The organism is Streptomyces sp., assembly GCF_031178505.1.
Taxonomy (GTDB): domain Bacteria; phylum Actinomycetota; class Actinomycetes; order Streptomycetales; family Streptomycetaceae; genus Streptomyces; species Streptomyces gulbargensis.
Genome location: NZ_JAPSIW010000036.1, coordinates 1 through 21154, shown reverse-complemented (window position 1 = coordinate 21154; position 21154 = coordinate 1). Strand labels below are relative to the sequence as shown.

The window sequence follows — 21154 nt, the reverse complement described above, 5'->3', positions numbered from 1 at the left end:
TTCGCGGAGACCGTCAAGCTCAGCGAGTTCAACCGCGGCAAGCTGGTGTGGAAGGTCGACTGGCCCATGCGCTGGGCCTACGAGGGCGTGATCTTCGAGCCCTCCGGTGTCGACCACTCCTCGCCGGGCTCCTCCTTCCAGGTCGGCGGCCAGATCGTCCGCATCTTCGACGGCGTGCAGCCCATCGGCCCCATGTACGCCTTCGTCGGCATCAGCGGCATGGCCAAGATGTCCTCCTCGAAGGGCGGGGTGCCGACCGCGGCGGACGCGCTGAAGATCATGGAGCCGCAGCTCCTGCGCTGGCTCTACGCCCGCCGCAGGCCCAACCAGTCGTTCAAGATCGCCTTCGACCAGGAGATCCAGCGTCTCTACGACGAGTGGGACAAGCTGGAGGCCAAGGTCGCGGACGGCACCGTGCTCCCCGCCGACGCCGCCGCGCACGCGCGGGCCGCCCGCACCGCCGCCGGTGAGCTGCCCCGCACCCCGCGCCCGCTCCCGTACCGCACGCTCGCCTCGGTCGTCGACATCACCGCCGGCCACGACGAGCAGACCCTGCGGATCCTGACCGACCTCGACCCCGAGAACCCGGTCACCAGCCTGGACGAGGTCCGCCCGCGGCTCGACCGGGCCGAGAACTGGATCACGACCCAGGTCCCGGCCGACCAGCGCACCATCGTCCGCGAGGAGCCCGACACCGAGCTGCTCGCCTCGCTCGACGAGGAGGGCCGCACCTCCCTGCGCCTGCTCCTGGAGGGCCTGGACACCCACTGGTCGCTGGACGGGCTCACCACCCTCGTCTACGGCGTCCCGAAGGTCATGGCCGGTCTCACCCCCGAGGCCAAGCCCACCCCCGAGCTGAAGGTCGCCCAGCGCGCCTTCTTCGCCCTGCTCTACAAGCTCCTGGTGAGCCGTGAGACCGGGCCGCGCCTGCCCACCCTGCTCCTCGCCGTGGGCGCGGACCGGGTGCGCAAGCTGCTCGGTTCCTGACCGTACGCCGAAGGGCCGCCGTCCCGACCGGGCGGCGGCCCTTCCGTGTGTCCGATCGCCCGCCCTCAGGGCGTGTCGACCTCTTCGCGCGCCCGCCGCACCCGCTCCCGGGCGCCGGGGATCGCGGCCCGCAGCCGTCCCAGCTCCGCGTCCGGGAACTCCTCGAGGCCGTACTCGCGCGCCACGGCCCGCGCCAGCTCCGCCTCCTCGGGGAAACGGTCCGTCTCGGTCACGTGGCCCCAGCTCACCTTGTAGACGACCTCCTCGAACTCGTCCACGGGCGCCTGCGGCTCCTCCACGTACTCCGGATACGGCACGAACTCCTCGGGCCCCGGCGGCGGAAGGTCCTCCGGGCCCTGTGGAACGGGCACCGGCATCGGCTCCAGGCCCTCCACGATCTGCGGGTTGTACGTGCCCTCGTAGGACTCCTTGGAGATCTGCTGGGCGTCGAACCAGGGGCTCTCGTGGTTGACCGGGGCCATCTGCGGCAGCTCCTGGCGCTCCCCGTGCTGTCCGGCTCCGGCGGGGGCCGCGCCGGCCGGCCCGGCCGCGCCCACCGGGGCGGGAGCCGCGCCCACCGCGGCCGGCAACTGCTGCTGCGGCGTCGGGGGCAGCAGCTGCGGCTCCACGCCGGCCGCCGCCAGACCCGCCGCCGCCGTCTCCGACAGCGGCACCCCGTACCGCGCGAGGCGCAGCGGCATCAGCGCCTCCACGGGGGCCTTGCGCCGCCATCCGCGCCCGTACCGGGCCTGGAGCCGCGCCTGGTAGATCATCCGCTCCTGCTCCAGCTTGATCACCTGCTCGTACGAACGCAGCTCCCAGAGCTTCATCCGCCGCCACAGCCGGAACGTGGGCACCGGGGAGAGCAGCCAGCGCGTCAGCCGGACGCCCTCCATGTGCTTGTCGGCGGTGATGTCGGCGATGCGCCCCACCGCGTGCCGGGCGGCCTCCACGGCCACCACGAAGAGGACCGGGATCACCGCGTGCATCCCGACCCCGAGCGGATCCGGCCAGGCCGCCGCGCCGTTGAACGCGATGGTCGCCGCCGTCAGCAGCCAGGCCGTCTGCCGCAGCAGCGGGAACGGGATCCGGAGCCACGTCAGCAGCAGGTCCAGGGCGAGCAGCACACAGATGCCCGCGTCGATGCCGATGGGGAAGAAGTAGGAGAAGTCGCCGAAGCCCTTGTGCACCGCGAGCTCACGCACGGCGGCGTAGGAACCGGCGAAGCCGATTCCCGCGATGATCAGGGCACCGCCGATCACGAGGCCGATGAGTATTCGGTGTGTGCGTGTCAGCTGCATCGCGGCCACCCGCGATCCCCTCCCGTCGATCCACATCCGGCGCGCACAGACTGGCACACGCGGGCGGAGCCCGGCCTCCGGGGGGAGGGCCGGGCTCCGTTCACCTGTGCCACTCTGCGCGGGTTCGTGCCTACTTGTTGGCCGCGGCCACCGCCGTGACGGCCTCCTTGGCCGCCTTCACGGCACCGTCCATGATCACCTTCTCGGTGGGCGTGGCGGCACCGGCGTAGCCGGCGCCGTTGTACGACAGCAGCACCAGCACATTGCCCGTGCGCGCCACGACCGAGGCGTACACGAAGTCCTCGTCCGTCTTGCGCACCTGGTACGCCACGGAGGTGGCCTCGTCGCCGATGCCCGCGGCCGCCGCCGTACGCAGCTTCTTCGCGCCTGGCGTCGCCTGGACCTTCGCGAGCTCCTTGGCGAGGTTCTCCCGGGCGCGCTCCTGGCCGCTGCCGAGCGACGGGTCCGACTCGTACCGGTAGAAGGACACGTCCAGCCAGCGGTACTGCGAGCCCTTGACGCCCTTGTCCTCCAGGCCGTTCCAGGCGCAGCCGCCCCGGCTGGTGAGGTCGGTGGAGGCCGCCGCGGTGCCCTTCTTGTTCTTCGCCTTGGGGACGAGCGAGGCCGTGGTCTTCTCGGTGATCGCCTTGCAGGCCTGGGGCAGCTCGGCGAACTTCGCCGGCTCGACCGTCGGGGTCGGCGAGGGGGTGGCCGACGCGGAGGCGGAGGCCGAGGCCTTGTCCTGGGCGGAGCCGGCACCGGAACCGGCGCCGTCGCCGGAGTCCGAGGAGCAGCCGGTGGCGACGAGCATCACAGGGACGGCTGCGCAGGCGAGGATGCGGGAGAGACGCGGGGCTGATCGCTGCATGGTTCCTTCAGTCGCTTGTCGTACGGTCCGGTCCGGCTGTCGCCACACGTTACGTGGTCGCCACGCGTTCACGGAGCGGAGCCGGGCGGCTACTCCTCCAGGCGTTCGGCGAGCAGCCGGGCCAGATTCCGGGCCTTTTCCTGCAGTTCCCCGCTGTCGGGGGCCTCGGCGGAACGGGCGGTCCGCTCCTGGTAGGTGACGGTGACGATGACGTTGGATGTGCGGAACACCACGCTCACGACCCGCTGGCGGGCGGTGGCGCCGACGGGGCGGAGCACGTCGTCGAGGAACGCGGCGTCCCCGAGGCCGTCGAGGACGCGGGGCTCCAGGCCGGTGGAGGTCGCGGTGGGGGTGGGGGGCGCCGTGGGCGTGGCGGGCAGGCTCGCGGTGGGGGCGCCGGAGCCGGCCGGGGCGCTCGTGCCCGTGACGGGGGCCTGGGCGGACGCGTGGGCCACGGGGGTGACCGCCGGGGTGCCGGGGCCGGGGGTGCCGCCGGGGGCTGTGGGGGGCGTGGGGCTCGTGGGCGGGGTGGTGGGCGGCGGGGCCGTCGGCGGGAGGGGGACGTCCGCGGCGGTCTGCTTGCGGACGAGCACCTCCTGGGCCCGGGTGTCGTCGCTCACGGCGGGGTCGTAGGAGACCACCCGCTCGACGTCGAGGACGAGCCGGTGCGAGGCGTCGGGGGTGTCGGCCTTCCAGGCGCAGCCGACACGCCGGTCGGTGTCGTAGGTGACGGCGGCGGTGCCGCGGTACGCCTTGGCGCGCTCAAGGTCCGGCAGGGCGGCGGCGCCCGGGAGGAGGTCCTTGAGGGTGGCCTGCGGGACGGAGCCGCAGGGTTCGAAGAGGGTGCGGTAGCGGCCGGGGGGCGCGGCGGCGGCGGCCGGGCCGGCCTTGGCGTCGACGGTGACGTCCTCGGCCGTGGTGCCGGCGGAGCAGCCGGTGAGGCCGATCCCGAGGCCGAGCGCGAGGAGGGCGGCGGTGCGGGCGGTGTTCCCGGCGCGGCCGGGCGGGCCGGGGAGGCACCTCTTTCGCTGCACGGTCTCAGGCTCCCTTCCGCCGAAGTCTTTCCCGAAAACTGTTTGCCGCTCGGTCCCTGCTGGTGGACACAATGTCTATCGCACACGCAGCTGTTGATGCCGGTCCGCTGTCACTTGTACGGGCTTTGGCGCCGGTTTTTGCGTTATCAGACTTTTCGGGGGAATCGAGGAAGTATGTCGTACGTCGAGGTACCGGGTGCCAAGGTGCCCATCCGCATGTGGGCCGACCCCGCGACGGTCGAGGGCGGTGCCCTGCAGCAGCTGCAGAACGTGGCGACCCTGCCCTGGGTCCGCGGTCTGGCCGTCATGCCGGACGTCCACTACGGCAAGGGCGCGACGGTCGGTTCGGTGATCGCCATGAAGGACGCGGTCTGCCCGGCGGCGGTCGGTGTCGACATCGGCTGCGGCATGTCGGCGGTGAAGACCTCGCTGACCGCGAACGACCTGCCCGGTGACCTCTCGCGGCTGCGGTCCCGGATCGAGCACGCCATTCCGGTGGGCCGGGGGATGCACCGCGAGGAGGTCGACCCCAAGCGGCTGTACGGGTTCCCGGTCGCGGGCTGGGAGGATTTCTGGTCCCGCTTCGACGGGGTCGCGGACGCGGTCAAGTTCCGCCGGGAGCGGGCGGCCCTGCAGATGGGGACGCTGGGCTCGGGCAATCACTTCGCGGAGGTGTGCCTCGACACGGACGGCGCGGTGTGGCTGATGCTGCACTCGGGCTCCCGGAACATCGGCAAGGAGCTGGCCGAGCACCACATCGGCGTGGCGCAGAAGCTGCCGCACAACCAGGGGATCGTCGACCGAGACCTGGCGGTCTTCGTCGCGCAGACCCCGCAGATGGCGGCCTACCGCAACGACCTCTTCTGGGCGCAGGAGTACGCCAAGTACAACCGCGCGATCATGATGGCCCTGTTCCAGGAGGTCGTCCGCAAGGAGTTCCGCAAGGCGAGGGTGACCTTCGATCCGGTCATCTCCTGCCACCACAACTACGTGGCGGAGGAGCGGTACGAGGGCATGGACCTGCTGGTCACGCGGAAGGGTGCGATCCGCGCGGGCTCCGGCGACCTCGGCATCATCCCCGGCTCGATGGGCACGGGCTCGTACATCGTGAAGGGGCTCGGCAACGCGGCCTCCTTCAACTCGGCCTCGCACGGCGCGGGCCGGCGGATGAGCCGCAGCGCGGCCAAGCGCCGCTTCTCGACCCGGGACCTGGAGGAGCAGACCCGGGGCGTGGAGTGCCGCAAGGACTCGGGTGTCGTGGACGAGATCCCGGGCGCCTACAAGCCGATCGAGCAGGTCATGGAGCAGCAGCGGGATCTCGTGGAGGTCGTCGCGAAGCTGAAGCAGGTCGTCTGCGTGAAGGGCTGAGACGCCTCGCGCGACGGGGGCCGGTGCGGCGCACCGGCCCCCTCGGCGTGTCTACGGCTCGCGGTGGACCTTGGTGTTGGACGCCTGGGCGCGCGGGCGGACGACCAGGAGGTCGATGTTGACGTGCGGGGGGCGGGTGCAGGCCCAGGTGATGGTGTCGGCGACGTCGTCGGCGGTGAGGGGGTCGGGCACCCCGGCGTAGACCTTGGCGGCCTTCTCGGTGTCGCCGCGGAAGCGGGTGGTGGCGAACTCCTCGGTCCTGACCATGCCGGGGGCGATCTCGATGACGCGGACCGGGGTGCCGACGATCTCCAGGCGGAGGGTTTCGGCGAGGACGCGGGCGCCGTTCTTGGCGGCGACGTAGCCGGCGCCGCCCTCGTAGGTGGCGTGGCCGGCGGTGGAGGAGACGACGACGACCGTGCCGTCGCCGCTCGCGGTGAGGGCGGGCAGCAGGGCCTGGGTCATGTGGAGGGTGCCGAGGACGTTGACCTCGTACATGCGCCGCCAGTCCTCGGGGTCGGCGGTGGGGACGGGGTCGGCGCCCAGGGCGCCGCCGGCGTTGTTGACCAGGACGGCGAGGGAGTGGAAGGCGGTGGCGAACTCGTCGACGGCGGCGCGGTCGGTGACGTCGAGGGCGTAGGCGGTGGCCTGGTGGCCGGCCTCGTTGATCTCGGCGGCGAGGGTTTCGATGCGGTCCTTGCGGCGTGCGGTGAGGACCACGCGGTATCCGGCGGCGGCGAGCTGCCGGGCCGTGGCGGCGCCGATGCCGCTGCTCGCTCCGGTGACGACGGCGATGGGGGTGCCGGGGCGGCCGGTCATGGGTGCTCCTCGCGCAGGTGGTCGATTCGTCGATCGCCCGGTCAGGATAGGCGGGGCGGGGGAGCGGGCGGTCGGTGCGGGGTGGGACGTCGCCAGGACACGCGCTGATCGATTATCGGACTATATGTCGCCTTGTAGGTATTTTGTGCCCATGGCTGTCATGCGGAACGGTGTGCTCGGGGTCGCTCTCGCGGCCGCGCTGATGGTGGGTGCCGGCGGGAGCGCCGGTGCGGTCGGGGCCGAGGCGGATCTGGCCCATCACGGTCATGTCTCCCTGTGGGACGGACGGCTGGGCGTGTGGATGGTGAGCGAGAACCTCGGCCCCGCCGATCTGCCGCAGGCGACCGTCCGGATCGCCTTCTCGGAACCCATGGCGGGCGGCCAGGAGCTGCCGTCCGCCTGCCTGTGGAGCAGCGACCGGGTGGTCTCCTGCCGGACGGGCGAGCTGCGGGCCCGGGTGGGCGTCGGTGAGCTGGCGCTGGACCTGCGGACGGCGGGGCGCCCGGACGAGCTGACGGTGGAGATCACCACGGCCTGGCGGGACGGGGCGGAGGACCGGAACCCGGTGAACGACCGGCACCGGGTGCTGGTGCTCGCCACCGGGGACCCGTACGTCTTCTGAACGCGGGGCCGGCCGGTGCGCCTCCGGGGCGGAGCCGCACCGGGCCGTTCACCGGTCCGCCCGGTAGACGTACCCGTCGGGGCGGACGAGGACGGTGGCGCGGCGGGCGGGGTCGCGCCAGGTGCCCCGGACGACGCGCCCGGGCGCGACCGGCGCCGCCGGCGGCAGGGCCGTCGGCGTGCCCTCCGGGGCGATGAGGACGAACTCGCCCGCGCGCAGGAGCTCGTGGAGGCGGCCCTCGCGCAGGCGGACGTCGGGGGCGCGGCGGCCCGAGAGGCGCCCGCCGCCCGGGGCGGGGGCGTAGGCGATGCCGATGCCGCTGATCCGGTCGAGGACCCGGGCGGAGACCGGATTGGTGGTGCTCAGGACCCGGGTGGCGAGGGACCGGGCGGCGCGGACGGGCGGGGTGTGGGCCATGGCCAGGCGGAGGATCGCCCCGCTGCTGCGCAGGACCATCGCGCCGACGGGGTGGCGTTCGCTCTGGTAGCTGTCGAGGAGCGCCTCCGGGTCGGGGGCCTCGCCCCGCAGGACGGCGGCGAGCTTCCAGGAGAGGTTGGCGGCGTCCTGGAGGCCGGTGTTCATGCCCTGCCCGCCTGCGGGGGAGTGGACGTGGGCGGCGTCGCCCGCGAGGAACACGCGGCCGACGCGGTAGGAGGGGGCCTGGCGTTCGTCGCTGTGGAAGCGGGAGATCCAGCGCGGGTCGTGCATGCCGTGGTCGGTGCCGAAGGCCTGGCGGGTGATGGCGCGGATCTCGTCGAGGTCGACGGGCTCGGTGTCGGCGACCTGGCGGGAACGGTTCCACCCCATCACGCGGTACCAGCCGTCCCCGAAGGGGGCCATGAAGGCGAAGGAGTCGCCGGTGCCCTGGACGGTGAAGGTCTCGGTGGGCTCCTCGGCGAGGCGGACGTCCGCCAGGACGAGGGAGCGGATGACGGAGACGCCGGGGAAGGGCAGGCCGAGGGCGGAGCGGACGGCGCTGCGGACGCCGTCGGTGCCGACGAGGTGGCGGGCCCGGAGGGTGAGGGGAGCCCCGTCGGGGCCGGTGAGTTCGGCGGTGACGGTGTCGGCGTCCTGGCGCAGCCCCCGGAGCTCCGTCTCGTGGCGGAAGGTCACGCCCGCGCCCTCCGCGCGCTTCTCCAGCAGTTCCTCGACCTCGTACTGCGGGGTGACGAGCAGGTGGTTGTAGCGGGAGGGGAGCCGGGTGAGGTCGAGGGAGGCGTGGCCGAAGAGCGTGAGACGGGTGACGCGCGTGCCGGTGGCGACGAGGTCGTCGGCGAGCCCGCGGGCGTCGAACTGCTCCAGGGTGCGGGCGTGCACGGCGAAGGCGCGGGTCAGGTTGGCGCGGGTGCGGGGGCGGCGCTCGACCAGGGTCACGTCGAGACCGGCGGCGGCGAGGTCACCGGCGAGGAGCAGTCCGGTGGGTCCGGCGCCGATGACGAGGACGTCGGTGTCGGTGCGCGGGGCGGCGGCCGGGGTGGTCGCCTGGGCGGTGTGCGTGGTGCGGGGGGTGCTCATGGCTGCCTCCAGGGGGTGCCCACGTCCGTTGGCCAACGCACGTTGGTCAACACTTGTTGGCAAGCGTAGGGCGCCCGGGAATGGAGTGTCAACGCTTGTTGGCCTACAGTTGTGGGCATGACGACCGCCCGCCGTTCCGACGCCACCAGGGCCGCGATCCTGGAAGCCGCGCGCGAGCGCTTCGCCTCCGACGGGTACGAGCGCGCCACGATCCGGGCCATCGCCCGTGACGCCGGCATCGATCCGTCCATGGTGATGCGCTACTACGGCAACAAGGAGGGCCTCTTCGTCGCCGCCTGCGCGATGGACCTCTCCCTGCCGGAGTTCGGGGAGCTGCCCGCGCGGCACGCCGGGACGATGCTCGTCCGGCACTTCGTCGACCGCTGGGAGCAGGACGAGCGGCTCACCGCCATGCTGCGCGTCGGGGTGACCAACGAGGCCGGCACCGCGCGCATGCACGAGATCTTCGCCCAGGGGCTCGCCCCCCTCACCCGGGGCGTCTGCCCCGTCCCCGAAGAGGCGCCGCGCCGCGCCGCGCTCGTCGCCTCGCAGATCCTGGGCATGGCCCTGGCCCGGTACGTGCTGCGGCTGCCGCCGGCCGTCGAGCTGACCCGCGAGGAGATCGTCGCCTGGCTCGGCCCGACCGTGCAGCGCTATCTGACCGCCGAGAGCCCCTGACCGCCACGCGTCCGCGAGCGGCGCGACCCCGGTGCGGCCGGTCCCGTGACGAGCGGCCCCTGAGCGGTACGGCCCCCGGGCCGGCCGCTGCGGCCGGCCGTACGGCTCAGAGCGCCGTCGCGCCGCCGAACTCCCGTACCGCCTCGGAGACGATGGCCTCCAGCCGGGAGTGATGGGCGCCGCGCCAGTAGACCCGGCCGCACTCGCCGCACTGCGCGAACACGTCGTACGTCTTCTCCGTGCCGCGCTCCAGCCGCGCGCGGACCGCGTCCTTGTCCGCCTCCGTCAGCTCCCCGTTGCACGCCGTGCAGCGGGTCCACGGGGCGAGCGGCGGCGCGAAGCGCTCCAGGACGTCGCGGAGCTGCTCGTCCGGCCGGTCGCTGTAGACGTAGGCGCCCGCCCACAGTTCGCGACGGCGCAGCAGCCCCCGGTCCCGCGAGAGCATGACGCGCCGCTCCCGCGCCGAGCGCGTGGCCAGGGCGGGATCGCCGATGTCCTCGCTCTCGTAGGCCGCGTCCACGCCGAGCAGCCGCAGCCGGCGGGCCAGCGTGCCCAGGTGGACGTCGAGCAGGAAACGGAGCGGGGCGCCCGGTACGGCCTGCGGGCGGGCGACGTCCTCGACCTCGACGGTCTCGCCGGCGGCCGGGACGTGCGAGACGTCCACGGGCCGTCCGTCGACCAGCAGCCGCCCCGCCTCCGTGAGCGGCACCCCGAGGGACTCGACGACATGGCCGAGTGAGGAGACGCCGTCCGTGATCACCGGGGTGCGCCCCGCGCGCCGCTCGGCGGCGACGAAGAGGCGCAGGCCGGGGGCGAAGCTGATGTGGATCTCCGGTCCGTTCACGGAAGACAGGATGGCACCGGGTCCGGGCGGGGGGCGAGAGAATTCGCGGTCGGACCAGGGGAGGGACGGCCCGGGGGCACAGCGCCCGGGCCCCGCCCGCCCTCGGCTACCGTCCCGGTATGAAGATCATCGACCTCGGGCCCGGCGACCCCCGTCTGGAGTCCGACCTCCTGCCGGTCCTCACCGAACTCCGCCCGCACCTCACCCCTGAGCTGTTCCGCGAGGTGTACGCGCTCGGCCATCCGCAGGGGCTCCGCTTCTCCGCCGCCTACGCGGACGACGGCCGCTGCGTCGGCGCGGCGGGCTGGCGGCTCGTCCACAACACCAGCTCGGTCCGCAAGCTCTATGTCGACGACCTGGTGACCGCCGCGACCGACCGCTCCACCGGCGTCGGCCGCGCGCTCCTGGCGCACCTGGAGGCACACGCCCGCGCGGCCGGCTGCCACGAACTCAACCTCGACTCCGGCACCCACCGCACCGGCGCCCACCGCTTCTACCTGCGCGAGCGCTTCGACATCATCGCCTTCCACTTCAGCCGCCCGCTCCCCGGCGCGGGGGATCCGGCCTAGAGGCGCCGCCGCAGGCCCTCTTGTGCGGGCCCGGGACGGGTCCCAAGGTGGCACGGAGGCGGGATCCACGGGAGGGAGCAGGCGTATGTCCGGGACGCGGGCGGCGGGTTGGGAGTGGACGGACGACAGGGGAGCGGTGGCGGTGGCGGCGCGACCGCCCCGGCGGGTGCTCGCCTACGTGCGCGCCGGGGCGGCGCTGCTCGACCTGGGGGTGACCCCGGTCGCCGTGTACGGCTCCGGGCACGACGGAGCCCTGCCCGATCCCGCGAAGGCGGGCGGCCTGGCGGCGGCGGGGGTGCCGTACACGGGTGCCGGCCGGGACCTGGACGAGGAGCGGCTGCGGGAGCTGGAGGTGGAGCTGGTCGTCGACGTCACGTACGACGGGAAGAGTCCGTACGCCCTCGACGAGGCGCTCGCCGGGCGGCTCGGGGTGCCGCTGGTCACGCTCGCCGTCGGCGACGAGCTCACCCTGCCCGCGATCCTCGACCGCTTCGCGGACCTCGCCGCGCACCTGGACGCGCCCGGGGCCGCCGCGAGGCCCACGCCGCAGGGGGCCGGTCTTCCCGGTGCCGAGGCCGCGCTCCGTACCGCCGCCGCCGGGTCCGGGGCGCGGGTGCTCGCCCTGTCCGGGGCCGGGCCCGACCAGGTGCATCTGGCACGCCCGCAGGCCTGGCCCGAGCTGGTGCGGCTCGCCGGACTGGGGGTACGGCTCCTCGACCCCGGCCCGGGGCCCGGCACGAGCTGGCTCACCACCGACTGGCGGCGGGTCGCCGAACTGGGCGCCGACCTGGTGCTGTTCGACCACCGGGCCCACGCCGTGCCGCCCCAGGAGCTGCCCGGGGTGCTCCCGCCGGCCGTCCGGCTCGTGCCCTGGAGCCCGGAGCTCCCGCCGAGCCCCGCCGCCTGCGCCCGCTTCTTCGGTGAGCTGGCCGAGGCGCTGCAAGCACCGGGGCGGCGGTGAGACGGCCCGGCCCTAGACGGGGCAGACCAGCCGGGAGCGGAGGGAGGCCGCGAACTCCTCGGCGCGCATGAGCTGGGCGCGCAGCTCCTCGACCCGGTCGGCCGCCGCCTGCTCGAAGCGCTGGACCAGGGTCACGAGGGCGGCGTGCTCGGACGGGTCGAGCTCCGTGTCGGTGCCCGGGCGGTCGGCGGCCAGCCGGTCCATCGCCGTGAGCAGCTCGCGGGACTCGTCCAGGGAGAAGCCGAGCGACCTCATGCGGCGGATCACCATCAGGCGGTCGACATCGGCCTCCGTGTAGAGCGGGAAACCTCCCTCGGAGGCCGTGGACGGCATGACCAGGCCGCTGTCCTCGTACTGGCGGATCGTCCGCAGCGGCAGCTCGGTGCGCGCGGCGACCTCACAGAGCTGCAGGGGTCCGCCGGCCGACCGTACTCCTCGTACTCCGCTCACGGCGTCAGTCCTTCCTCGTGGTCGTCGGTCCCCGGAGTGCGCGTCACCGCGCATCCCATACCATTCGTCCTAACTTCAGCACTTATGAACGAAGGAACCACGACGAAACGCCCGTGCGGGCGGTCACACACCCCGCCGGGCGGACGTCAGGGCCAGACCAGGCAGTAGGGCTGGTGGCCCGCCTCGTGCAGGCGGACGGAGAAGTCCTGCCACTCGTGGAGCAGCTGGTAGACGTCGAAGGCGTCCCGCGGGCCGCCCCGGTCGGGGACCGTGGACCAGATGAAGGCGGCGGCGCCGACCGACTCCTCGCCGACCCCGCGCAGCGGGTCCACCACGGTCATCGGCAGCTTCACCACCGCGTAGTCCGGGTGGAGCACCACCAGCTCCAGCGGGGGCACCTTGTGCAGGGGCATGCCCTGGATGCCGGTCAGGACCATGGCCGCTATGGTCTCCGGCTTGATCTTGGTGAACATGCCGCCCATGCCGAGCTCGTCGCCGCCCAGCTCCTCCGGGCGCATCGAGATCGGTACCTGGGCCGCCGTCGCGCTGTTGGGCGCGCCGAAGTACTTGTACGTCACCCCCAAGCTGCGGCCCCCGACCGTGGGGGCCGGATCGGCCACGGGCTCCGGGACCGCCTGGCCGTCGGCCGGGGCAGGCTCCCCCGTCCGACGCCTCCGGTGCCTCCCCCGCCGGACAGGCTCCGGACCCAGGTCGCCCGTCCCCTCGCCCGGTCCGCCACCGCGATGCATATCTCCACCCGACTGCTTTTTCTCGGCAACACGACCCCGCCGCGCAACCCGATCATCGTGTCAGTGACCTCCCCCACGTTCGTACGGTGAAACACCTGTCCGCAAGAACGCCGTGGCCTCTGACACCATGGATTCCGTGAGCCATCCCTATGACGCCCCAGTTTCGCAGACGCGGAGGACGCACGCCCCGGCGTAATTCACAGGGTGCCCACACCGTCCCTCCGTATCAGACGTCGTACTCGCAGGTCAGGATCGCAGTGTCGTATTCATACGAAGCCCCAGTCTCACAGACGCTTTTCGACCGCGCGTCCCTTGTGACGCCCGGTGGCGTGAACTCACCGGTGCGCGCCTTCCGGGCCGTGGGCGGAACGCCCCGGTTCATGGTGTCCGGTACCGGTCCGTATCTCACCGACGCGGACGGTCGCGAGTACGTCGACCTCGTCTGCTCGTGGGGACCGATGATCCTCGGCCACGCGCACCCCGAGGTGACCGCCGCGGTGCAGACCGCCGTGGCCCGTGGCACCTCGTTCGGTACGCCGGGCGAGGGCGAGGTCGCGCTCGCCGAGGAGATCGTGGCCCGGATCGAGCCGGTCGAGCAGGTGCGCCTGGTCTCCTCCGGCACCGAGGCCACCATGTCCGCGATCCGGCTGGCCCGCGGTTTCACGGGCCGGGCCAAGGTGGTGAAGTTCGCGGGCTGCTACCACGGCCACGTGGACGCGCTGCTCGCCGCGGCCGGCTCCGGGGTGGCCACGTTCGGCCTGCCCGACACGCCCGGCGTGACCGGCGCGCAGGCGGGCGACACGATCGTGCTGCCGTACAACGACCTGGAGGCGGTCCGGGCCGCCTTCGCCGCGCACCCGGGCGAGATCGCGTGCGTGATCACCGAGGCCTCGCCGGGCAACATGGGCGTGGTGCCGCCGCTGCCGGGCTTCAACCAGGGCCTCGCGGACCTGTGCCGGGAGAACGGCGCGCTGTACATCTCCGACGAGGTGATGACCGGATTCCGTACGAGCCGGGCCGGCTGGTACGGCGTCGACGGGGTGAAGCCGGATCTGATGACCTTCGGCAAGGTCATGGGCGGCGGTTTCCCGGCGGCGGCCTTCGGCGGCCGCGCCGACGTGATGGGCCACCTGGCCCCGGCCGGGCCGGTCTACCAGGCGGGCACGCTCTCCGGTAACCCGATCGCGACGGCCGCCGGGCTCGCGCAGCTCCGGCTGCTCGACGAGGCGGCGTACGCGAAGGTCGACGCGGTCTCGAAGGAGATCCAGGGCCTGGTGACGGACGCGCTGGCGAAGGAGGGCGTGGCGCACCGGCTGCAGACGGCCTCCAACATGTTCTCGGTGTTCTTCACCGCCGACGAGGTGCGGAACTACGAGGACGCGAAGCGGCAGGAGGCCTTCCGCTTCAACGCCTTCTTCCACTCGATGCTGGCCGACGGCGTCTACCTGCCGCCCTCCGCCTTCGAATCGTGGTTCGTGTCGACCGCGCACGACGAGCGGGCCGTGGAGCGGATCGCGGCGGCGCTGCCGGCCGCCGCCCGCGCCGCGGCGGAGGCCACGGCATGAGCGACCGCGACCAGGACGTCACCGTCGTCCACCTGATGCGGCACGGCGAGGTGCACAACCCGGACGGGATCCTGTACGGGCGCCGGGCCGGCTACCACCTGTCGGAGCTGGGGCGGCAGATGGCGGACCGGGTCGCCGAGCACCTGTCCGGCCGGGACATCCGGCACGTCGTGGCGTCCCCGCTGGAGCGGGCGCAGGAGACGGCCACGCCCATCGCCAGGACGCACAACCTGGAGCTGGTGACCGACGAGCGGCTCATCGAGGCGGCCAACGTCTTCGAGGGCAAGACCTTCGGCGTCGGGGACGGTGCCCTGCGCAAGCCGGGCAACTGGCGGCACCTCACCAACCCCTTCCAGCCGTCCTGGGGCGAGCCGTACGTCGAGCAGGTCGTCCGGATGATGAGCGCGCTGGACGCCGCGAAGGACGCGGCGCGCGGGCACGAGGCGGTCTGCGTCAGCCACCAGCTCCCGATCTGGATCGTGCGCAGCTTCGTCGAGAAGCGGCGGCTCTGGCACGACCCGCGGCGGCGCCAGTGCACGCTGGCCTCGCTGACCTCGTTCACGTACCGGGGCGACCGGATCGTCTCGGTCGGGTACAGCGAGCCGGCCCTGGATCTCGTCCCGCCGCACCTGCGGGCGGGCGCGAAGCCGGCGAAGGGGAAGTCGAAGGCGTTCGGCGCGTAGCCGCCCGCGCGGGGCCCGGACCTCTTCCCGGTGCCCCGCGCCCGCTCCCTCCCCGCTGCCTCCACGGCTTCTCCCCGTCCTCTCCCTGGACAGCCGACGCGCCGCGGGACACAGTCAGGGCGATCGAGCGAGGTACACGCCAGTCGTGTACACGCCATTCGATCGCCCTGACATTTTTGTGCGCACGCCGGGAACCTCCGTGTTCCTCCCCGCATCTCACTGATTGTCGGATTGGATGACGTTTCAGTCGTACGTGAGCGCGAATTGGGGATGGCATGCGCGGGATCAGTCGAAGGAGTCTTCTCGGGGCGGGCGTCGGCACCGCAGCGGCGGCCGGGATAGCCGGCTGCGGCACCGGGAACGCCGGGACGGAGAGGAAACCGGGAGGCTCCGGGCCCGGTAAGGGCGGCGACACCGGGACGGGTACCCCCACGACCCCCGCCCCGACCCAGGACGCCAAGCCCATCGGCGACGGTTCCACCGCCGACACGGGCAAGCAGCCGAACCAGCCCGACACCCCCGTCCCGCTCGAACCCGGTCAGACGCCGCCCCAGTTCGTCGTCTTCTCCTGGGACGGGGCCGGAGAGGTCGGCAACGGCCTCTTCCCCCGCTTCCTGGAACTCGCCAGGAACCACGACGCGGCGATGACCTTCTTCCTCTCCGGGATCTATCTCCTGCCCGAGTCCAAGAAGGACCTCTACCGGCCGCCGAACAACCGCGTCGGCGCCTCCGACATCGGCTACCTCACCGACGACCACATCAAGGACACGCTGAAGTACGTCCGCCAGGCCTGGCTCGAGGGCCACGAGATCGGCACCCACTTCAACGGCCACTTCTGCGGCGGCTCCGGCTCGGTCGCCCACTGGACCCCGGCCCAGTGGCAGAGCGAGATCGACCAGGCCATGAAGTTCGTCACCGAGTGGAAGACCAACAGCGGCTGGACCGACCTCGACCCGCTGCCCTTCGACTACTCCAAGGAACTCGTCGGCGGCCGCACGCCCTGCCTCCTCGGCCAGGACAACCTGCTGCCCACCGCCCAGCGGCTCGGCTGGCGCTACGACGCCAGCTCGCCCGGCGGCCGCCAGACCTGGCCCGTCAAGCGCCGCGGCATCTGGGACCTGCCCCTCCAGGCCGTGCCCTTCCCCGGGCACTCCTTCGAGGTCCTGTCCATGGACTACAACATGCTCGCCAACCAGTCCGGGAACTCCACCAAGGGCATGCCCGCCCGCTACCCGGGCTGGCGCAAGCAGGCCACCGACGCCCTGATCGCCGGATTCCGCCGCGCGTACGAGACGAATCGCGCGCCTTTCTTCATCGGCAACCACTTCGAGCAGTGGAACGGCGGCATCTACATGGACGCCGTCGAGGAGGCCCTGAAGGCAATGGCCGGAAAGAAGGACGTGCGCCTCGTCTCGTTCCGGCAGTTCACGGACTGGCTCGACGTCCAGGACCCCAAGATTCTCGCCAAGCTGCGCGGCCTCGGCGTGGGCCAGAAGCCGGCCGGCGGCTGGAACGCATTTCTGCGCACGGCTTAGCCGATCTTGACAAGGGGCTTTACGGGCACGTAGGGGGGTGCCCAAGATCCCCCAAACGCCCATGCGAAACTTTTCACATGAGCTCTCGCCGTGCCCCTCGACGCACCCTCCTGGCCGTCGGTGCGCTGACCGCCGCCCTCGCGCTCTCGGCCTGCGCCGGTGAGGACACCGGGAAGTCCGGCGGCGGTGGCGGCACCAACTTCGTCACCGACGCCGGGGGCATCTCCACCGCCGCCCAGGGGAAGCGGCAGGCCCCCGGCGAGCTGGCGGGCGAGACCGTCGACGGCAAGCGGCTCGACGTCGCCGGCCTCAAGGGCAAGGTCGTCGTCCTGAACGTGTGGGGCTCCTGGTGCAGCCCGTGCCGCGCCGAGGCCCCCCACTTCGTCAAGGTCGCCAAGGAGCTGAAGGCCAAGGGCGTGGAGTTCGTCGGGATCAACACCCGGGACCCCAACAAGCAGTCGGCGGTCGCCTTCGAGAAGGACTACGGCGTGCCGTACCCGAGCCTCTACGACCCCGCGGGCAAGCTGATCCTCTTCGGCTTCCCCGAGGGCACCCTCAACCCCCAGGCGATCCCCTCCACCCTCGTCCTCGACAAGGAGGGCAGGATCGCCGCCCGCTCGCTCATGGCACTGAACGAGGAGAAGCTCCGCTCGATGATCGAGCCGCTCCTCGCGGAGAAGTGACGTGGATCCCAACCAGACGGTCATGAGCGGCGCCCTGCTGCTCGCCCTGCCCATCGCCGCGCTCGGCGGCCTGGTCTCCTTCTTCTCGCCCTGCGTCCTGCCCCTGGTGCCCGGCTACCTCTCGTACGTGACCGGCGTCACCGGCACCGACCTGGCCGAGAACCGCCGCGGCCGGATGACCGCCGGCGCCGCCCTCTTCGTCCTCGGCTTCACCGCCGTCTTCGTCTCCGGCGGCGCCCTCTTCGGCTACTTCGGCTCGACGCTCCAGGAGTACCGCGGCACCTTCACCACGATCCTCGGCGTCCTCATGGTGCTGATGGGCGTGTTCTTCCTCGGCCTGATGCCCTGGCTCACCCAGCGCGAGTTCCGCTTCCACCGCAGGCCCGTCGCCGGCCTCGTCGGCGCCCCGCTGCTCGGCGCGCTGTTCGGCATCGGCTGGACGCCGTGCATCGGCCCGACCCTCGCCTCCGTGAACGCCCTCGCCTTCGAGCAGGCCAGCGCCGGACGCGGGGCGATACTGGCCTTCGCGTACTGCCTCGGCCTCGGGGTCCCCTTCGTGCTCGCCGCCATCGCCTTCCGCAAGGCCCTCGGCACCTTCGCCTGGGTGAAGAAGCACTACAGCTGGGTGATGCGGATCGGCGGCGGCATGATGATCGTCACCGGCGTCCTGCTCCTCACCGGCGTGTGGGACAGCATGGTGGCCACGATGCAGGGCTGGTCCAGCGGTTTCACGGTGGGGATCTGAGTTCCATGAGCAAGACCGACACGACGGAGAACTCCGCGACCCCCGAGGACGCGGCGGCCGGGGCGGCCCTGTCGACCGCGCCCCGCGAGGAGAGCGCCGAGGAGACCGCCGCCGGCGGCCCCCGGCTCGGTGTCCTCGGCTGGATCCGCTGGTGCTGGCGCCAGCTCACCTCGATGCGGGTCGCGCTGATCCTGCTCTTCCTGCTCTCGCTCGGCGCCGTCCCCGGCTCCCTCATCCCGCAGACCAGCGCGGACGAGCTCAAGGTGCAGGACTTCAAGGACGCCCACCCCACGCTCACCCCGGTGTACGAGAAGCTCCAGCTGTTCGACGTCTACAGCTCGGCGTGGTTCTCCGCCATCTACATCCTGCTGTTCGTCTCCCTCATCGGCTGCATCGTCCCCCGCACCTGGCAGTTCGTCGGCCAGCTGCGCGGCCGGCCGCCGCGCGCCCCCAAGCACCTCACCCGCCTCCCCGCGTACACGACCTGGCGGACCGGGGCCGGGCCGGAGGAGGTGCGGGAGGCGGCGCGCGAGCTGCTGAAGCGGCGTCGGTTCCGGGCGCACGCCGACGGGGACGCCGTCGCCGCCGAGAAGGGCTACCTCCGCGAGGCGGGGAACCTGGTCTTCCACATCGCCCTGATCGTGATGCTGGTGGCCTTCGCCTGGGGGCAGCTGTTCAAGTCCGAGGGCGGCAAGCTGATCGTCGAGGGCGACGGCTTCTCCAACACGCTCACCCAGTACGACGACTTCAAGTCCGGCTCCCAGTTCGGCGTCGACGAGCTGGAGCCGTTCAGTTTCACCCTGGACACCTTCACCGGTACGTACGAGAAGGACGGCCCCCAGCGCGGCACCCCGCGCACCTTCGAGGCGGCCGTCACGTACACCGACGGCGGTGAGCGGGACCGGAAGGCGATCATCAGGGTCAACGAGCCGCTGAAGGTCGGCGACTCCAAGGTCTATCTGATCGCCCACGGCTACGCGCCCGTCGTCACCGTCAAGGACGGCCGCGGCAAGGTCGTCTTCAAGGGCGCCGTCCCGCTGCTGCCGATCGACAACAACATCACCTCGACCGGCGCCATCAAGGTCATGGACGGCTACCGGGACAAGAACGGCAAGAAGGAGCAGCTGGGCTTCACCGCCCTGTTCGTGCCGACCTTCGCCGGTGCCGGCAAGGGCACGATGTTCTCCCAGTTCCCGGCGCTCGACTTCCCCGTCCTGGCGCTCACCGGCTACCACGGCGACCTGCGCGTCAACTCCGGCGTGCCGCAGAACGTGTACCAGCTGAACACCACCAAGATGACCCAGTTCAAGCTCGGTACGGGCACGGGCGTGGCCCAGCGGCTGCTGCCCGGCGAGACGATGGCCCTGCCCGGCGGGGCCGGCTCGATCACCTTCGAGAAGGAGATCAAGGAGTGGGCCAGTTTCCAGATCTCGCAGCAGCCGGGCAACGGTCTCGCCCTCGCGGGCGCGGCCGCCGCGCTGGCCGGTCTGTCCGGTTCGCTGTTCATCCAGCGGCGCCGGGTCTGGGTCCGGGCCGTACGGGGTGAGGACGGCGTCACCGTCGTCGAGATGGCGGGGCTCGGCCGCAGCGATTCGGCCAAGCTCCCCGAGGAGCTGGCCGACCTGGCGGTCACGCTCACCGCACAGGCGCCACCCGCGCCGGAACCCGCCGACGCAGAAGCAGAAGGGGCTGAGAAGTGATCCTCGCCGCCGCGACCAACGAGGGCCTGGCGCAGATGAGCAACACGCTCGTCTACTCCTCGATGGCCGTCTACACCCTGGCCTTCCTGGCCCACATCGCCGAGTGGGTGTTCGGCAGCCGCAGCAAGGTCGGCCGGACCGCCGCCGCGCTCACCGGCAAGGCCGGCGCGGCCGCCGCACCGGCCGTCTCCGTCCAGGTGAAGAAGGCCGGTGGCACCACCGTCCTGGACCGGCCGAAGGTCGTCACCCGGGCCGCCGCCGGCACCCGTGAGGTGCCCGACGGCCCCGGCGCGGCCGGCGGCACCGTGAAGGGCGACCTCTACGGCCGGATCGCGATCTCGCTCACCGTCCTCGCCTTCGCCGTCCAGGCGTCGGGCGTGGTCACCCGCGCCCTCTCCGTGCAGCGCGCCCCCTGGGGCAACATGTACGAGTTCTCCACCACCTTCTCCGCGGTCGCGGTCGGCGTGTACCTCGCCTTCCTCCTCGCCGGGAAGAACGTGCGGTGGATCGGTCTGCCGCTGGTGACCACGGTCCTGCTGGACCTGGGCATGGCGACGACGATGCTCTACACCGAGAGCGACCAGCTGGTGCCCGCCCTCGACTCGTACTGGCTGTGGATCCACGTCTCCACCGCCATCTTCTGCGGCGCCGTCCTCTACCTGGGCGCGGTCGCCACGCTGCTGTACCTCTTCCGTGACTCGTACGAGAACAAGCTGGCGAACGGCGGCGAGCCGGGCGGCTTCGCCCGCTCCGTCCTGGAGCGGCTGCCCGCGGCGGCGACCCTCGACAAGTTCGCCTACCGGATCAACGCCGCCATCTTCCCGCTGTGGACGTTCACGATCATCGCGGGCGCCATCTGGGCCGGCGACGCCTGGGGCCGCTACTGGGGCTGGGACGCCAAGGAGGTCTGGTCCTTCATCACCTGGGTCGGCTACGCGGCGTACCTGCACGCCCGTGCCACGGCCGGCTGGAAGGGCCGCAAGGCCGCGTACATCGCGCTCATCGCCTTCGCCTGCTTCCTCTTCAACTACTACGGCGTCAACATCTTCGTCAGCAGCAAGCACTCCTACGCGGGCGTCTGAGCCGGGACGCGATGAGGCCCGGGCGGGGCACCCGCCCGGGCCTCATCGCACCCGGGGCCGGGCCCGGGCGCCGCTGTCCTACTTCACCACCGACAGCGGTTCCGCGATGTCCTCCAGGGAGCGGCGCTCCGCGTCGACCGCCAGGAAGGCCGCCACGATGCCGGCGGCACACATCAGGCCGGCGCCGATCTGGAAGGCGAGGACGGTGTCGCCGACGACGCCCGACTCGGTGAGCTCGGCGAAGACCAGCGGGCCGCTGATGCCGCCGACCGCGGTGCCGAGCGCGTAGAAGAAGGCGATGGCCATCGCGCGGGTCTCCATGGGGAAGATCTCGGAGACGGTCAGGTACGCGCTGGAGGCGCCGGTCGAGGCGAAGAACAGCACCACGCACCAGCA

22 protein-coding genes are annotated in these 21154 nt (G+C 72.3%); 13 read left to right on the top strand and 9 right to left on the bottom strand.

Going from position 1 to position 21154, the window contains the following annotated elements:
• Window positions 1–987: lysine--tRNA ligase (gene lysS, locus RIF68_RS05435; protein WP_309049973.1), on the top strand; the 987-nt coding region annotated here is incomplete at its 5' end.
• Window positions 988–1052: 65 nt separating this feature from the next.
• On the opposite strand, the gene RIF68_RS05430 is transcribed toward lysS, so the two are convergent.
• The 3 genes from RIF68_RS05430 to RIF68_RS05420 form a co-directional block, all read right to left on the bottom strand.
• Window positions 1053–2297 (bottom strand): DUF2637 domain-containing protein, encoded by a 1245-nt coding sequence (locus tag RIF68_RS05430; protein ID WP_309049972.1) that lies wholly within the window; start codon window positions 2295–2297, stop codon window positions 1053–1055.
• Between the two features lie 121 nt (window positions 2298–2418).
• The gene (locus RIF68_RS05425) at window positions 2419–3156 is read right to left on the bottom strand and encodes a DUF3558 domain-containing protein (RefSeq protein ID WP_309049971.1); all 738 of its coding nucleotides are present in this window, start codon (window positions 3154–3156) and stop codon (window positions 2419–2421) included.
• A gap of 89 nt (window positions 3157–3245) precedes the next feature.
• Complete coding sequence (locus tag RIF68_RS05420; RefSeq protein WP_309049970.1) at window positions 3246–4190, bottom strand: DUF3558 domain-containing protein; 945 nt, start codon at window positions 4188–4190, stop codon at window positions 3246–3248.
• 174 nt (window positions 4191–4364) lie between these two features.
• Here RIF68_RS05420 and RIF68_RS05415 point away from each other — a divergent pair, with 174 nt between their 5' ends.
• Window positions 4365–5558 (top strand): RtcB family protein, encoded by a 1194-nt coding sequence (locus tag RIF68_RS05415; RefSeq protein WP_309049969.1) that lies wholly within the window; start codon window positions 4365–4367, stop codon window positions 5556–5558.
• A 51-nt stretch (window positions 5559–5609) separates the two neighbouring features.
• Here the strand turns inward: RIF68_RS05415 and RIF68_RS05410 are convergent, their stop codons facing one another.
• Window positions 5610–6377, bottom strand: coding sequence for an SDR family NAD(P)-dependent oxidoreductase (locus tag RIF68_RS05410; RefSeq protein WP_309049968.1), 768 nt, complete (start codon window positions 6375–6377; stop codon window positions 5610–5612).
• A gap of 151 nt (window positions 6378–6528) precedes the next feature.
• Here RIF68_RS05410 and RIF68_RS05405 point away from each other — a divergent pair, with 151 nt between their 5' ends.
• A complete protein-coding gene (locus tag RIF68_RS05405) occupies window positions 6529–6999 on the top strand; it encodes a hypothetical protein (RefSeq protein WP_309049967.1) in 471 nt (156 codons plus the stop codon).
• Between the two features lie 48 nt (window positions 7000–7047).
• Here the strand turns inward: RIF68_RS05405 and RIF68_RS05400 are convergent, their stop codons facing one another.
• A complete protein-coding gene (locus RIF68_RS05400; protein WP_309049966.1) occupies window positions 7048–8514 on the bottom strand; it encodes an FAD-dependent monooxygenase in 1467 nt (488 codons plus the stop codon).
• A gap of 117 nt (window positions 8515–8631) precedes the next feature.
• Between RIF68_RS05400 and RIF68_RS05395 the strand changes: the two genes are divergently transcribed.
• Window positions 8632–9192, top strand: a complete 561-nt coding sequence (locus tag RIF68_RS05395) for a TetR family transcriptional regulator (RefSeq protein ID WP_309049965.1) — start codon at window positions 8632–8634, stop codon at window positions 9190–9192.
• A gap of 106 nt (window positions 9193–9298) precedes the next feature.
• Here RIF68_RS05395 and RIF68_RS05390 read toward each other — a convergent pair whose 3' ends face one another.
• Window positions 9299–10036 (bottom strand): Mut7-C RNAse domain-containing protein, encoded by a 738-nt coding sequence (locus RIF68_RS05390; protein ID WP_309049964.1) that lies wholly within the window; start codon window positions 10034–10036, stop codon window positions 9299–9301.
• Between the two features lie 119 nt (window positions 10037–10155).
• Between RIF68_RS05390 and RIF68_RS05385 the strand changes: the two genes are divergently transcribed.
• Window positions 10156–10605, top strand: coding sequence for a GNAT family N-acetyltransferase (locus tag RIF68_RS05385; protein ID WP_309049963.1), 450 nt, complete (start codon window positions 10156–10158; stop codon window positions 10603–10605).
• A gap of 85 nt (window positions 10606–10690) precedes the next feature.
• On the top strand, window positions 10691–11566 hold the full coding sequence (locus RIF68_RS05380) for an ABC transporter substrate-binding protein (RefSeq protein WP_309049962.1): 876 nt from the start codon (window positions 10691–10693) through the stop codon (window positions 11564–11566).
• Window positions 11567–11578: 12 nt separating this feature from the next.
• Here RIF68_RS05380 and RIF68_RS05375 read toward each other — a convergent pair whose 3' ends face one another.
• Together RIF68_RS05375 and RIF68_RS05370 are read right to left on the bottom strand one after the other, a co-directional pair.
• Entirely contained in the window at window positions 11579–12016 is a 438-nt protein-coding gene (locus tag RIF68_RS05375; RefSeq protein WP_309049961.1) for a MerR family transcriptional regulator, read from the bottom strand.
• 146 nt (window positions 12017–12162) lie between these two features.
• Window positions 12163–12765 (bottom strand): hypothetical protein, encoded by a 603-nt coding sequence (locus RIF68_RS05370; RefSeq protein WP_309049960.1) that lies wholly within the window; start codon window positions 12763–12765, stop codon window positions 12163–12165.
• A gap of 257 nt (window positions 12766–13022) precedes the next feature.
• On the opposite strand from RIF68_RS05370, the gene hemL reads away from it, so the two are divergent.
• The 7 genes from hemL to ccsB all read left to right on the top strand — a co-directional run bounded on the left by hemL (window position 13023) and on the right by ccsB (window position 20758).
• A complete protein-coding gene (gene hemL / locus RIF68_RS05365; protein WP_309049959.1) occupies window positions 13023–14330 on the top strand; it encodes a glutamate-1-semialdehyde 2,1-aminomutase in 1308 nt (435 codons plus the stop codon).
• A complete protein-coding gene (locus tag RIF68_RS05360) occupies window positions 14327–15013 on the top strand; it encodes a histidine phosphatase family protein (protein ID WP_309049958.1) in 687 nt (228 codons plus the stop codon). Before hemL ends, RIF68_RS05360 begins: the two co-directional genes overlap by 4 nt.
• 275 nt (window positions 15014–15288) lie before the next feature.
• Window positions 15289–16548 (top strand): hypothetical protein, encoded by a 1260-nt coding sequence (locus tag RIF68_RS05355; protein ID WP_309049957.1) that lies wholly within the window; start codon window positions 15289–15291, stop codon window positions 16546–16548.
• 77 nt (window positions 16549–16625) lie between these two features.
• On the top strand, window positions 16626–17231 hold the full coding sequence (locus RIF68_RS05350) for a TlpA disulfide reductase family protein (RefSeq protein WP_309049956.1): 606 nt from the start codon (window positions 16626–16628) through the stop codon (window positions 17229–17231).
• Between the two features lie 22 nt (window positions 17232–17253).
• The gene (locus RIF68_RS05345; protein WP_309049974.1) at window positions 17254–17976 is read left to right on the top strand and encodes a cytochrome c biogenesis protein CcdA; all 723 of its coding nucleotides are present in this window, start codon (window positions 17254–17256) and stop codon (window positions 17974–17976) included.
• Window positions 17977–17981: 5 nt separating this feature from the next.
• Window positions 17982–19676: a cytochrome c biogenesis protein ResB gene (locus RIF68_RS05340; protein ID WP_309049955.1), complete on the top strand. Its 1695-nt coding sequence runs from the start codon at window positions 17982–17984 to the stop codon at window positions 19674–19676.
• Window positions 19673–20758 carry a c-type cytochrome biogenesis protein CcsB gene (gene ccsB / locus RIF68_RS05335; RefSeq protein WP_309049954.1) on the top strand — a complete coding sequence of 362 codons (1086 nt, stop codon included), beginning with the start codon at window positions 19673–19675 and terminating at the stop codon, window positions 20756–20758. The genes RIF68_RS05340 and ccsB overlap by 4 nt, the downstream gene beginning before the upstream one ends.
• A 78-nt stretch (window positions 20759–20836) precedes the next feature.
• Here ccsB and RIF68_RS05330 read toward each other — a convergent pair.
• The coding region (locus RIF68_RS05330) for an MFS transporter (RefSeq protein WP_375165674.1) at window positions 20837–21154 on the bottom strand (318 nt) is incomplete at its 5' end.